General features: G+C 69.9%; 12 protein-coding genes. 8 read left to right on the forward strand and 4 right to left on the reverse strand.

Going from position 1 to position 12,866, the window contains the following annotated elements; all coding sequences use genetic code 11:
• Positions 1–28: 28 nt before the first annotated feature.
• The 6 genes from VKV26_25750 to VKV26_25775 all read left to right on the forward strand — a co-directional run bounded on the left by VKV26_25750 (position 29) and on the right by VKV26_25775 (position 7,558).
• Positions 29–1,357 carry a dihydroorotase gene (locus VKV26_25750; protein ID HLZ73324.1) on the forward strand — a complete coding sequence of 443 codons (1,329 nt, stop codon included), beginning with the start codon at positions 29–31 and terminating at the stop codon, positions 1,355–1,357.
• Positions 1,358–1,368: 11 nt separating this feature from the next.
• A complete protein-coding gene (gene carA / locus VKV26_25755; protein ID HLZ73325.1) occupies positions 1,369–2,478 on the forward strand; it encodes a glutamine-hydrolyzing carbamoyl-phosphate synthase small subunit in 1,110 nt (369 codons plus the stop codon).
• A gap of 70 nt (positions 2,479–2,548) precedes the next feature.
• A complete protein-coding gene (locus VKV26_25760; protein HLZ73326.1) occupies positions 2,549–3,007 on the forward strand; it encodes a GNAT family N-acetyltransferase in 459 nt (152 codons plus the stop codon).
• A gap of 101 nt (positions 3,008–3,108) precedes the next feature.
• Positions 3,109–3,510, forward strand: coding sequence for a hypothetical protein (locus VKV26_25765; protein HLZ73327.1), 402 nt, complete (start codon positions 3,109–3,111; stop codon positions 3,508–3,510).
• Positions 3,507–6,800 (forward strand): carbamoyl-phosphate synthase large subunit, encoded by a 3,294-nt coding sequence (carB, locus tag VKV26_25770; GenBank protein HLZ73328.1) that lies wholly within the window; start codon positions 3,507–3,509, stop codon positions 6,798–6,800. The genes VKV26_25765 and carB overlap by 4 nt, the downstream gene beginning before the upstream one ends.
• Positions 6,797–7,558 carry a hypothetical protein gene (locus tag VKV26_25775; protein HLZ73329.1) on the forward strand — a complete coding sequence of 254 codons (762 nt, stop codon included), beginning with the start codon at positions 6,797–6,799 and terminating at the stop codon, positions 7,556–7,558. Before carB ends, VKV26_25775 begins: the two co-directional genes overlap by 4 nt.
• 13 nt (positions 7,559–7,571) lie before the next feature.
• Here the strand turns inward: VKV26_25775 and sppA are convergent, their stop codons facing one another.
• Complete coding sequence (gene sppA / locus VKV26_25780) at positions 7,572–8,366, reverse strand: signal peptide peptidase SppA (protein ID HLZ73330.1); 795 nt, start codon at positions 8,364–8,366, stop codon at positions 7,572–7,574.
• 111 nt (positions 8,367–8,477) lie between these two features.
• Between sppA and VKV26_25785 the strand changes: the two genes are divergently transcribed.
• On the forward strand, positions 8,478–8,696 hold the full coding sequence (locus tag VKV26_25785; GenBank protein ID HLZ73331.1) for a hypothetical protein: 219 nt from the start codon (positions 8,478–8,480) through the stop codon (positions 8,694–8,696).
• Here the strand turns inward: VKV26_25785 and VKV26_25790 are convergent.
• Both VKV26_25790 and VKV26_25795 read right to left on the reverse strand, forming a co-directional pair.
• Positions 8,693–9,826 carry a citrate/2-methylcitrate synthase gene (locus VKV26_25790; GenBank protein HLZ73332.1) on the reverse strand — a complete coding sequence of 378 codons (1,134 nt, stop codon included), beginning with the start codon at positions 9,824–9,826 and terminating at the stop codon, positions 8,693–8,695. The genes VKV26_25785 and VKV26_25790 overlap by 4 nt on opposite strands.
• 2 nt (positions 9,827–9,828) lie before the next feature.
• Positions 9,829–10,155: a helix-turn-helix domain-containing protein gene (locus VKV26_25795; GenBank protein ID HLZ73333.1), complete on the reverse strand. Its 327-nt coding sequence runs from the start codon at positions 10,153–10,155 to the stop codon at positions 9,829–9,831.
• 183 nt (positions 10,156–10,338) lie between these two features.
• On the opposite strand from VKV26_25795, the gene VKV26_25800 reads away from it, so the two are divergent.
• Positions 10,339–11,499 carry a citrate/2-methylcitrate synthase gene (locus tag VKV26_25800; GenBank protein HLZ73334.1) on the forward strand — a complete coding sequence of 387 codons (1,161 nt, stop codon included), beginning with the start codon at positions 10,339–10,341 and terminating at the stop codon, positions 11,497–11,499.
• Positions 11,500–11,597: 98 nt separating this feature from the next.
• Here the strand turns inward: VKV26_25800 and VKV26_25805 are convergent.
• A partial coding sequence (locus tag VKV26_25805; protein HLZ73335.1) for a hypothetical protein occupies positions 11,598–12,866 on the reverse strand: 1,269 nt, incomplete at its 5' end.

Below are 12,866 nucleotides of genomic sequence, written 5' to 3' on the forward strand. Positions count from 1 at the left end.
CGCCGGCAAGAAACGGCAGGAGGCCGGCATGGGTTCGCTGCTGATCCGCGGGGCGCGGCTGATCGACCCGGCGCGGGACATCGATCGCGTGGAAGACGTGCGCTTCGTCGATGGCCGCGTCGTCGCCGGAGCAGACGGGCCGGCCGAGCGCGTGCTGGACGGCGCCGGGCTGGTGCTGGCGCCCGGCTTCGTGGACCTGCACTGCCACCTGCGCGAACCGGGCCAGGAGTACAAGGAGACGATCCGCACCGGCCTCGGGGCGGCCGTGCGCGGCGGCTTCACCACCGTCTGCGCCATGCCCAACACCGAGCCGGCGACGGACAACCGCTCGGTGGTCGAGTTCGTGCTGCGCACGGCCCGGGCCGCCGGCCTCGCCCGCGTGCTGCCGATCGGCGCCGTCACGCTGGGCCGCGCCGGTAAGCAACTGGCGGAGCTGGCGGAGCTGGCCGAGGCGGGCTGCATCGCCTTCAGCGACGACGGCAGCCCCGTGGCCGACGCCGAGCTGATGCGGCGGGCGCTCGAATACGCCTCCGGCCTCGGTCTGGCGGTGATCAACCATTGCGAGGAGCCGTCGCTGGCGAAGGGCGGCGTGCTGCACGAGGGCTGGGTGAGCACGCGCCTCGGCCTCAAAGGTCAGCCCGCCGCGGCCGAAGAGGCGATGGTGGCGCGCGACTGCGGCCTTGCCGAACTCACCGGCGCTCACGTGCACATCGCTCACGTCAGCACCGCCGGCTCGATCGTCGTCGTCGCCGCCGCAAAGGCCCGCGGCGTGCACGTCACGGCCGAGGTCACGCCGCACCACCTCACCCTCACCGACGAGGCCGCGCTCTACGGCCCGCCCGGCTCAGGCGTGCCGGCCTACGACACGGCCGCGCGCGTCAATCCGCCCCTGCGCGGCCGTGCGGACCGCGACGCCTGCCGCCGTGCCCTGGCCGAGGGCGCGATCGATTGCGTGGCCACCGACCATGCGCCGCACGCCCTCACAGATAAAGAATGCGAGTTCGACCAGGCGGCGCCGGGCATCAGCGGCCTGGAGACGGCGCTGCCACTGCTGCTGGAGTTGGTGCAGGCGGGCGAGCTTTCGCTCAGCCGCGCGATCGAGGCGCTGACGGCCGCGCCGGTGCGGGCGCTCGGCCTCGACCGCTTCGTCTCCGGCCTCGGCACGCTGGCGCCCGGCGCGCCGGCCGACGCCGTGCTGCTCGACCCCGAGGCGGAGTGGGCCGTGGACCCGCGAGAGTTCGCCTCGCTGGGCAAGAACACGCCCTTCCGCGGGCGGCGGGTGCGCGGCCGCGTGATCGCGACGATCGTCGATGGTACCCTTGTGTACGAAACGGCGGCCCTTGCCGCCGGGGCGTGAGGCGGTTGACGGTGGACGAACAGGCCTGGCTGGTGCTCGAAGACGGCGCGCGGTTCGCCGGCCTGGCGGCGGGCGCGCCCGTGCGCGGCTTCGGCGAGCTGGTCTTCAACACCTCGATGACCGGCTACGAGGAGATCCTCACCGACCCATCCTACGCCGGCCAGATCGTGACCATGACCTACCCACTGATCGGCAACTACGGCACCAACCTCGACGACGTCGAGTCGCGCAAGATTCAGGCCGCGGGCATGGTGATGCGCGAGGAGTGCGACCTACCCAGCCACTGGCGCAGCGGCGAAAGCCTGCGGGAGTTTTTGACGGCACGCGGCGTGCCCGCGATCGCTGGCATCGACACGCGTGCGCTGACGCGGCGCTTGCGCTCGAGCGGCGTGCTCATGGCCGCGATCTCGGCGCCGGGCGAAGCGCCCGAGGAGGCGCTGGCCTGGCTGCGCGAGCGCCCACCCTACGGCACCACCGACCTGGCGCGTGAGGTTTCCACGCCCGTGCCCTACGACTGGGAGGCGGCGGACGGCGAGCCGCGTGGGAAGATCGCCGTGCTCGACACCGGCGTCAAATACAACATCATGCGCATGCTCAACGCCAGGGGCTACCGCACCACCGCGCTGCCGGCAACAACGCCGGCCGCCGACGTGCTGGCGCTGCGGCCCGATGGCGTGGTGCTCTCGCCCGGTCCCGGCGACCCGGAGAAGCTCGATTACGTGGTGAAGACGGTCGAGGGACTGGTCGGGCGCGTGCCGATCCTCGGCATCTGCCTGGGCCATCAAGTGCTCGGGCAGGTGTTCGGGGCGAAGACGTACAAGCTCAAGTTTGGCCACCACGGCGCCAACCACCCGGTCAAGGACCTGGCCACGGGCAATGTCTACATCACCTCGCAGAACCACGGCTACGCGGTGGACGGGGAGGGGCTGCGCGGCGGCGCCCAGGTCAGCCATCTGAATCTCAACGACAACACCTGCGAGGGCCTCTCGCACCGCGACCTGCCGATCGTCTCGATCCAGTACCACTCCGAGGCGGCGCCCGGCCCGCGCGACAACATGTATCTCTTCGACCGCTTTCTCGACCTCGTGCAGTCTGCCCAGGGCGCGAAGGCGGCCGGGTGAAGCGAGCGGCCGGCGAGCGCGCGACGCGCTCACAGGACAACCTCGGACAACCTCAGATTGGGGGCGCGCCATGACGACGGCTGAGGCGACACTGCGGCTGGCAACGGCGGCCGATGCGCCCGCGATCGCGGCGGTCATCGCCCGCATCATGCAGGAGCCAAACCCGGTCGGTTTCCGCGAGGCGATGTCCGCTGAACAGGTGGCCGGTTGGCTGCGGCGGCTGGGCGACCAGGGCTGCCTCTACGTGGCCGAGGTCGGCGACCAGATCGTGGCCTTCGCCGCGCTGGACTACAACACGGAGGAGCCCGACACGGGCACGATCGGCGTCTGGGTGCTGCCGGAGCACCGCCGGCGCGGCCTGGCGACGCAGCTCGGCGAATGTGTGCTCGACTTCGCGCGCGAGCATGGCTACCGCCGCGTGCGCGGCCGCCTGCCGGAGAACAATCCGCCGGCGCTGTCGTTCCTGTCGGCGCTCGGCGCGCTGGTGCCGATGCAGAACCCGGAGATGCGCTTTGAGCTGCCGCTGTAGGCGAGGAAGTAGGAAAAAGGAAAGAGGAAATAGGGCTACAAGGCCGTCCCTCCCTATCTCCTACTTCCTACATCCTATTTCCTCGTCCGCCGGGTCGCGCCGTGACGCCTGAGCCGGTCGCGATCAGCCGGCGGCAGGGCTACGGTTGCCTGGCGATCGCGGCGGTGGGGCTGCTCGGCGCGGCGCTGTGCATCGTGCTCGGCATCCGCTGCCTGGCGACGGACGACCTGTTCAACTGCATCGGGCTGCTGACGGTCTTCCCGGCGGCGTTCGCGGCGGTCGGGCTCGTCTCCCTCGCGGTTGGCGTGCGGCGCTTCACGACGGCCGACGCGTCGGCCGCGGCGCCGAGGCAGATCAGCTTCGGCGCGGGCTGGCAGCGGGTCGAGCCGGCGCGGCCGGACGGCGCCCGGCGCAACGGCGACGGCGTGATCGAGCTGCCGGGGCGCTCGGACGGGGCCGAGTATTCTGGTGACGGCGACGAGGGAGTAGACGAACAGCGGTGAACAAGCCCAGCAGCGTCCTGATCATCGGCTCCGGCCCGATCGTGATCGGCCAGGCGGCGGAGTTCGACTACGCCGGCACGCAGGCCTGCAAGGCGATGCGCGAAGAAGGCGTGCGCTCGATCCTGGTCAACTCCAACCCCGCCACGATCATGACCGACGAGGGCATCGCCGACGTCGTGTACATCGAGCCGCTGACCGTGCCCGTGCTGGAGCGGATCATCGCCCGCGAGCGGCCGGAGGGGCTGCTCGCCACGCTCGGCGGGCAGACCGGCCTCAACCTGGCCGTGGCGCTGCACGAGGCGGGCGTGCTGCAGAAGTACGACGTGCGCCTGCTGGGCACGCCGCTCGCCGCGATCCAGCGCGCCGAGGACCGCGAACTGTTCAAGCGGATGCTGGCGGAGATCGGCGAGCCGGTGCTCGAAGGCGAGACGGTTACCAACCTGGCGGCGGCGCACGCGGCGCTGGAGCACATCGGCCTGCCCGCCGTGATCCGGCCGGCCTTCACGCTCGGCGGCACCGGCGGCGGCATCGCCTTCACGCTGGAAGAGTTCGACCGCATCGCCCAGGGCGGCATCGACGCCAGCCCGATCCACCAGGTCCTCGTCGAAAAGTATCTCGGCGGCTGGAAGGAGGTCGAGTACGAGGTGATGCGCGACGGCGCCGGCACCTGCATCACCGTCTGCAACATGGAAAACCTCGACCCCATGGGCGTGCACACCGGCGACAGCATCGTCGTCGCGCCCAGCCAGACGCTCTCCGACCGCGATTACCAGATGCTGCGCACCGCCAGCCTGAAGATCATCCGCGCGCTCGGCATCGAGGGCGGCTGCAACGTGCAGTTCTCGCTCGGCCCGCGGCCCGACGTAACCGAGTGGGAGCCGGGCGATCAGCAGGCACTGCCCTATTACGTGATCGAGGTCAATCCCCGCGTCTCGCGCTCCTCGGCGCTGGCCAGCAAGGCGACCGGCTACCCGATCGCCCGCGTGGCGGCGAAGATCGCCGTCGGCCGGCGGCTGGACGAGATCGCCAACGCCGTCACGCAGAAAACGACCGCCGCCTTCGAGCCGGCGCTGGACTACGTGGTCGTCAAGATTCCGCGCTGGCCCTTCGACAAGTTCCCGCTCGGCGACCGCTCGCTCGGCACGCAGATGAAGGCGACGGGCGAGGTGATGGCGATCGACCGCACCTTCGAGGCCGCCCTGCAGAAGGCGGTGCGCTCGCTCGAAGTGGGTGGCCGCTCGCTGCTCTGGGAGCGGCCGGAGTGGGCACGGGACGGCGAGTGGCCGCTTGCGGCCAACGACGAGCGGCTGTGGACGCTGATCGCGATGCTGCGCCGCCGCGTTGAGCCGCTGGCGATCGCGCGGCAGACCGGCATCGACCCCTGGTTTTTGGAGCGGCTGGAGAACCTCGTGGCGATGGAGAAGCGGCTGCTCTCCGAGCCGCTGACGCCGGCCCTCCTGCGCCGCGCCAAGCGCATGGGCTTCTCCGACCGCCAGATCGGCACGCTGGCCGATCTTTTGCCCGAGCAGGTGCGCGAGCAACGCAAGCAGTGGCAGATCCGCCCCGTCTACAAGATGGTGGACACCTGCGCCGCCGAGTTCGACGCGGCCACGCCCTATTTCTACAGCACCTACGAGCAGGAGAACGAGGCCAAGCCGCAGGCCGGGCCGACCGCGCTCGTGATCGGCAGCGGCCCGATCCGCATCGGCCAGGGGATCGAGTTCGACTACTGCTCGGTGCAGGCGGCCTGGGCGCTGCAGCGCGCCGGCTACCGGGCGCTGATGGCCAACTCCAACCCCGAGACCGTCTCCACCGACTTCGACACCTGCGAGCGGCTCTACTTCGAGCCGCTGGACGAAGAGGCGGTGCGCGACATCATCGAGAACGAGACCTGTGGCGAGGCTGAAAACGGCGCGGGCGAGCCGCCGTCCTCGATCGTGCAGTTCGGCGGGCAGACGGCGATCAACCTCGCCGGGCCGCTGACGGCGGCGAACCTGCCGATCATCGGCTCCGACGCCGAGGTCATCGACCTGGCCGAGGACCGCCGCCGCTTCGAGGAGTTCCTGCAGCGCATCGGCGTGCCGCAGCCGCCCGGCTCGGCCGTGACGAACATCGATGACGCGCTGAAGACGGCGCAGTCGATCGGCTACCCGGTGCTGGTGCGGCCGTCGTACGTGCTCGGCGGCCGCGCGATGGAGATCGTGGAGGGGCCTCAAGAACTGATCCGCTATATGGGCGCGGCCGTCGAGCTGCCGTCGGGCCGGCCGATCCTGATCGACAAGTACCTGCAGGGCAAAGAGGTCGAGGTCGACGCGATCTGCGACGGCGCCCAGGTGCTGATTCCCGGCATCATGGAGCACGTCGAGCGCGCCGGCGTGCACTCGGGCGACTCGATGGCCGTCTACCCCGGCGTGCGTCTGCGCGAGGACGAGGTCGAGACGCTGGTGAGCTACACCGAGCGCATCGGCGTGGCGCTGGGCGCGAAGGGACTGATCAACGTCCAGTACGTGATCCTGCGCGACCCCGAAGGCGGGCCGTCGTCGGTCTACGTGCTGGAAGTGAACCCGCGCGGCAGCCGCACGGTGCCCTTCTTGAGCAAAGTCACCGGCGTGCCCATGGTCGAGCTCGCGGTGAACATCATGCTCGGCCGCTCGATCGCGGCGCAGGGCTACCCCGCCGGCCTCTGGCCGCGGCAGCCGCTGGTCGCGGTCAAGGCGCCGGTCTTCTCCATGGCGAAGCTCGTGGGCGTGGACACCTATCTCGGCCCGGAGATGAAGTCCACGGGCGAGGTGATGGGCGTCGATCGGACCTATCCGGCGGCGCTGGCGAAGGCGCTGCTCGCCTGCGACCTGATGCTGCCGCCGAACGGCGCCGTGCTGCTGACCGTGGCCGACCGCGACAAGGCCGACGCGCTCGACGTGGCGCGGCTGCTGCATTCGGCCGGCTACCGCTTCTACGCGACGAGCGGCACGGCGGCGCTGCTGCGCGCGATCGATATCCCCGTCGAGCAGGTGGCGAAACGGGTGGCGGAAGGGCATCCGAACGTGATCGACGTGGTCTCCAGCGGGCTGGTGAACGCGGTGATCAATACGCCGGAAGGCGGCCGCGGTCCGGTGCGCGACGGCTTCAATATTCGCCGGGCCGCCGCCGAACGCCGCATCCCCTGCTTCACCTCGATCGACACGGCGCTGGCGGCGGCGCAGGCGCTGGCGGGCGGCGCTGGCTACCAGGTGCTGCCATTGCCGCAGTATCGCCAGCCCGCCGCGGCGGCGGAGTCCGCCGCGCGGTGATCGTGACGCGGGCGCGGGTCGTAGAAGCCGAGGAGCTGCTGCTCCCGTATGACCGTCTCGTGCTCGCAGCGCCCGAGCTGCCCGATCGCCCGCTGCCCGGCCAGTTCCTGATGATCCAGTGCGGCGACGGCCTCGATCCCTTCCTGCCGCGCCCATTCTTCCTCACCAGCACGCTCGGCTCAGCGGGCGAAGGCCGGCGCTTCGGCCTGCTGGTTGCGGCGGCGGGCAAAGGCAGCGCCTGGCTGGCGGAGCGCCGGACCGGCGACACGCTGCGCGTGATCGGCTGGTGCGGCCGCGGCATGGCGCCGGCGGCGAGCACGCGCCACCTGCTGCTGGGCGGCGCCGCTATCGAGATCGCGCCGCTGCTGCTCATGGCCGAGCTGGCGGTTGTCCGCGGCGTCTCAGTCGCGCTGGTGACGGCGCCGGCCGCCGGCATGCCGGCCCTTCCGCCCGGCTTGCTGCCGCCGGAAGTCGAGGTAGAAATTGCGGCCGACGCGGGACCGGCGGCGGCAGGCGCGCTGATCGACCGGCTCGCCTGGGCCGACGAGGTGTTTGTCTGCGGCGACGACGCCGTGCTGCGCGAGCTGAGCGCCGGCCGCCTGCGGGCGCAGAGTCGCACGCCCGTTCACGCGATGCGCTGGCAGCCGCTGCCCTGCGGCACGGGCTTGTGCATGGCCTGCCCGGTAGCGACGCGGCGTCAGGGCACGCGCCTCTTCTGCACGGACGGGCCATGGTTCGAGCTGCGCGATCTGGTCTGAGGGGGCCGGCCGCTTAGCGATACTCGACGCGCGCTGCGAACAGGCGCTCGGCCTCGGCGCGGGCGGCGTTGAGCGAGGCCGCGGCGGCGCGCTGCAGCAGCCGCTGCGGGAAGGGCAGCTTCGGCCGCACGGTCACCGCCTGCTTCGGCGAGATATCGACCAGCTTCGCCGCCACGGCGACCGCGTGTTCGAGGTCGCCCAGCTCGTCGACCATGCCGCGCTCCAGCGCCTGCGGCGCCCAGAAGACCTCGCCGGTGGCCCAGCCGCGCACCGTCTCCTTCGACACCTTGCGGCCCGCGGCAACCACGTCGATGAAGTGCTCGAAGAAGGCGCCGACCAGCGCCTCGTTCTTCGCCTTCTCCTGCTCCGACTCCTCACGGAAGGGCAGCCCCATCCCTTTAAGCGGGCCCGTGGCCGTGACGCTGACCTTGACGCCGATCTTCTCCAGCAGCTCCTGCACCTGCGGCCGGATCGTGATCACGCCGATGCTGCCGATGATGCTGGAGCGCTGCGCAATGATGCGCTGGCCGGCGCAGGCGATGAAGTAGGCGCCCGAGGCGCCGGTGCCGCGAATGAAGGCGATCACCGGCTTGCGCGCCGCCGCGCGGCGGATCTGGCCGTAAAGGTAATCCGACTCCGAGGCGGAGCCGCCCGGCGAATCGATGTCGAGCACCAGCGCCCGCACGCCGCGGTCCTCGCGCAATGCCTTGAACAGCGGCGCATAGCTGCGCGAGCGCACGCCGCCGCCGATCGTACCGTTCATCTCGACCACGGCCACACGCGGCCGGTTGGGCAAAGGCAGATTCATCGCCGGGTCGCACTCCTCTGCGCTGGCCGCGGTGTCACGATCACGAATCTTCCACCAGTCTACCACCTGCAGGCCCGCATCTCCGTCGCCGGCCTACCACCGTTTGACGTCATGAGACGGCTCGGTTGGGTATGCGCCGTTCCTGAGCTGCCGCCTACCCTGTCCCTGTCGCGCGGAAGGCGTGACGATGGCGCGGCGATCGAGTCAGCCCGCGCGGCTGCGGTCGATGACGCCGCGACAGACGACGGAGAGGAAGCGAACATGTACATCGGCGGGGGCCTGCTGGTCCTGATCATCATCATCATCATCCTGATTCTGATCTTCCGTTAATCGCCGGCCGCGGGCCACTCGGCTGGCAGTTCGCGCGGTTCGGCCCCAACGTAGGCGGCACGCGGGCGGATCAGGCGGTTGCGCTCGTACTGTTCCAGGATGTGGGCGCACCAGCCGGCCAGCCGGCCCATGGCGAAGACCAGCGAGGAGAGCTGGTCGGGAATGTCCAGCGCCCGGTAGAGCACAAGCGTATAGAGATCGACGTTGGGAGGCGGCACGCCGCGCACGCGTGCCGCCTCGACGACTCCTTCGGTCGTCTCCAGCAGTTGACCTTGCCCGGCGGCGGGCGCCAGCCTCAGCGCCAGCTCGCGCATCAGTACGGCGCGCGGGTCCATGCCGCGGTAGACGGCGTGACCGAAGCCGGGCAGCACGGCGCCGGCGCGGGCGTAGCGCTCCACCACGCTCTCGGCGCCCTCCTCCTGCGCGGCGGCGAAGAGCGAGCGTAGCTGCCGGTCGATGCCGCCGTGCAGCGGTCCGCGCAGGGTGGAGAGGGCGGCGAGCACGCAGGAGATCAGGTCCGCGCGCGTCGAGGCGGCCACGCGGCCGGCGAAGGTCGAGGCGTTCAGCTCGTGGTCGGCGTAGAGGATCAGTACCTGCTCCAGCGCCCGCGCAGTCTCCGGCGCCGCGCCGCTTCCGCGCAGGGCCGCCAGAAATCGCGCGGCGATTCCCGCTTCCGGCGGCGGAAGCGGGAGGTCAGCGCCCGGGCGGCTGCCGGCAGCCGCTACCTCCGCGACGAGCAGGACAACGGCGGAGAGCAGGCGCGCAACGGTGCCCGTCGTCACGGTTTCAACCGGGGCGCCCAGCTCGGCGACGTGCAGCCCGAGTAGAGGCAGCGCGGCCTGCAGGCGCACGCTCGGCGGCGCGCCGCCCGGCAGCGCCGCGATCGCCGTGCGCAGCGCCGCGGGCAGGGCCGCGCCCGCGGCGAGGTCCGCCTGCAACGCGGCGCGCTGGCCGGCTGAAGGCAGCTCACCGGTCCAGAGCAGCCAGGCGACCGCTTCGTAGCGGCAGCGGGCGGCGAGGTCTTCGACGCGGTAGCCGCGGTAGCGCAGTCCCTCGGCGTCGATCGAGCTGATCGCGGAGGGCAGCACCGTGACGCCGAACGGCTTGACCAGCTCGCCCGGCTCGGCCATCGCTAGCGCTCCGTCGCCCAGCGGTCGGCGCGGGGGAAGCCGCCCTGATCGGGCGGCACCGGCGGTTCAGCCTCGCTCGCTTCCGCTGCTGCCGGCGTCTCCGCGGTGGGCGCTGGCGCTGGTGACGGCGGCGCGGACGGCGACGACGGCTGCAGCGTGAGCAGGGCGTCGATCTCGGCCTTGCGGTAGAGGCGGTTGCGGCCGATGCCGCGGCGGAAGCTGCGCAGGCGGCCGCGCGAGACGTAGGCGTACAGCGTCTCGGGCTTGACGCCGAGGCTTGCGGCGGCCTCGTGCACGTCCAGGTACAGCTCGCCGTGAATGTCGATCATCGTGCGCTCCCCGATCTCAGTGTAGGGGCTGGCGCGGCGGCGTCAACGCGGCGCGGTATCGACAAATCAATATGAATCAATAGATATTGACTTCCATCCAGTTTCATCGCACCATGGCCGTGGGACGGCGCGCGACCGGCGCCGCCGGCGACGACCGCCCCCGAACGCTGAGGAGGCGAAGTCATGACGACGATGGCGAAGGCCGGCCTGGAAGACGTGATCGCCTGCACATCCGCGATCTGCGAGATCGACGGCGTGCACGGCAAGCTCTACTATCGCGGCTACGACACCGACGAGCTGGTCGAGTTGAGCTTCGAGGCCGTCTGCCACCTGCTCTGGACGGGCGAGCTGGCGAGCGCAGCGCAGCTCGCGGCGCTGCGCTGGGCCTTCGCGGACGAGCGCCGGCTGCCCGACGAGGTGATCGCGCTGCTGCGCGGCCTGCCGGCAGCCACGCACCCGCTCACGGCGCTGCGCACCGCCGTCTCCGCGCTCGGCGCCCTCGACGCCGACGGCGAAGACGGCTCGACCGAGGCGAACCTGCGCAAGACGCGGCGGCTGACCGTGCAGGCGCCGCTGATCGTCGGCGCCTTCTACCGCCTGCGCTCGGGCAAGGAGCCGGTCGCGCCGGCGCCGTCGGACAGCATCGCCGCCAGCCTGCTGCGCGCCGTGCTGGGCACGGCGCCCTCGGCAGAGGCCGAACGGGCGATCGACGCGGCGCTGATCCTGCACGCCGACCACGAGCTGAACGCCTCGACCTTCGCCGCCCGCGTCGCCGCCGCGACGGAGACCGACCTGCACGCGGCGATCACCGCGGCCTGCGCCGTGCTCAAAGGTCCCAAGCACGGCGGCGCCAACGAGGACGTGCTGGTGATGCTGGAAGAGATCGGCGCGCCCGACCGCGCCGAGGTGTACGTGAAGCAGAAGCTCGCCTGGCGCGAGACGCTGCCGCCGGCCGAGCGCCAGATGATCAAGGCCCGCTTCTCCGGCTTCGGCCACCGCGTCTACAAGGTGGACGACCCGCGCGCCGCCCACCTGCGCCGCATGGCCGCCGTGCTGGCGGACAGCGACGCCCGCACGGCCAACTGGCTGGCGATCGCCGACCGGGTGCGCGCGATCATGGCGGCGGAGAAGGGGCTGAAGGTCAACGTCGACTTCTACTCGGCGCTGGTCTACCAGTCGCTCGGCATTCCCGTCGACCTGAACACCAGCCTCTTCGCCGTCTCGCGCATGGCGGGCTGGACGGCGCACGCGCTGGAGCAGTACGCCAACAACCGCCTGATCCGCCCCCGCGCCGAGTACACCGGCGCCCGCGGCCGCCACGTGCCGGCGGACGCCGCGCGCTGAGCGCCCCTCTCGGCGGTGGTGCACACCGCGAGACCGCCCTATTGGACGGTCTCGCGGTGTCGATGTGGCCGCGCGCTCAGAGCGAAGCGGGCCTTCGTTTACGCAACCGCATCGTCGTCGTCGATCTCGTCTTCGGCCTCTTCAGTTGGCATGCCATCTCGGGCGACAGGCTTGCCCATAACGCGCTCGATGCCCTGAATGAGCGACTCCTCTCGCGCCGCGAAAAATTCACTAAAACGGTCGGCGCGAAGCAAACCGGGATCAATCAGATGAGACCGCAGTATCTCATCCATGCGTTCGGGGCTGATTTTCGCGGTCCGTTCGAGGTGCTGCAGGTAGCTGCTTGGGGCATTCCCCCCGATCATTCGATTTGTACGCGCTGAAACTGGAGTTTTATTGACGATACTATTAAATACTGATGGACTCATTTGCTGTTTGACACACCAGTCTCGTGGAAAGATGTGATGGATATCGATCGACTCATCGTAGTATGTTTGCTGATCTATGGTGTCTCCTGTGCGGAAATCCATTCCACCTCCGCGCATCAGTAGCGCATGAATGCCCTTGTACGCAGCGCTGATTCGCATACGAACGCTGAGCAGACGAGATGCTGTGAAATTCGCGTCACGTATGGTATCCGGCTCTACTCCACCGTGGATCCACGCCAACACTTGCGGCAAATCCTTCGCGAATCGGCTCTCGATGGCGCCGCCATATAACTCGCCGAACACGCCGCACCAGTACCAGCGGGCGAGTTTGGCTTGCACACCATCGTTCTCGCCGTCCTTGCCAAGTACCGCGAACAGCGCTGCAAGTGGTGTCAGTTGTGTCCTATACGGTAAGTCTCGTGCGGTGAAGATTCGCTGTGAACGTAGGAATCTTGCAACCTGCTCGAAGGCAGCGGTGACCGACTCGGCCCACTCCTGATAATCGAGAAGCGTGAGCTTCAGTACGTCCTTGCGCTTGCAACTAATTCCCGGAGAACGCTCCGATGTTGCCTCGTCTGCCTCGGCGTTGAGCTGGCGGGCCCGCGTGGACAGCAGCGAAATGGCTTGAAGGAAGTCGGTGTTCTCAACGCTCTCCAACGCCCGGTGCCTGCGCAGCCGCTTTAGGCGTGCGTCCCAGTCGTCACGGAGGTTAAAGTCGTCGGCTGCGAATGTCGCCGTAAGCAGTTCGAATACGGTCAGGGATACTCCGCCTGTGTTGACTTTCTCGAAGACCTGGCACACCGCCTCCTTCGGAGTCTCCTTCCCAAGAAGTATTACCGGGATATGGTACTGCTTGAACCGCCCCGGGTATCCTGGAGGCTCCGGACTTTGAGAGGACGGAGCAATGGCAAAGGTGACCAGGTACCCTGCCGAGTTACG

This window comes from Dehalococcoidia bacterium (genome assembly GCA_035310145.1).
Classification (GTDB): Bacteria; Chloroflexota; Dehalococcoidia; order CAUJGQ01; family CAUJGQ01; genus CALFMN01.

What these genes read in the sequence shown, in the direction of transcription:
- VKV26_25785 (HLZ73331.1), top strand. Translation starts at nt 8,478, where the DNA reads ATGAGACGGCTCGGTTGGGTATGCGCCGTTCCTGAGCTGCCGCCTACC.
- VKV26_25760 (HLZ73326.1), top strand. Translation starts at nt 2,549, where the DNA reads ATGACGACGGCTGAGGCGACACTGCGGCTGGCAACGGCGGCCGATGCG.
- VKV26_25800 (HLZ73334.1), top strand. Translation starts at nt 10,339, where the DNA reads ATGACGACGATGGCGAAGGCCGGCCTGGAAGACGTGATCGCCTGCACA.
- sppA (HLZ73330.1), bottom strand. Translation starts at nt 8,366, where the DNA reads ATGAATCTGCCTTTGCCCAACCGGCCGCGTGTGGCCGTGGTCGAGATG.
- VKV26_25790 (HLZ73332.1), bottom strand. Translation starts at nt 9,826, where the DNA reads ATGGCCGAGCCGGGCGAGCTGGTCAAGCCGTTCGGCGTCACGGTGCTG.
- VKV26_25750 (HLZ73324.1), top strand. Translation starts at nt 29, where the DNA reads ATGGGTTCGCTGCTGATCCGCGGGGCGCGGCTGATCGACCCGGCGCGG.
- VKV26_25795 (HLZ73333.1), bottom strand. Translation starts at nt 10,155, where the DNA reads ATGATCGACATTCACGGCGAGCTGTACCTGGACGTGCACGAGGCCGCC.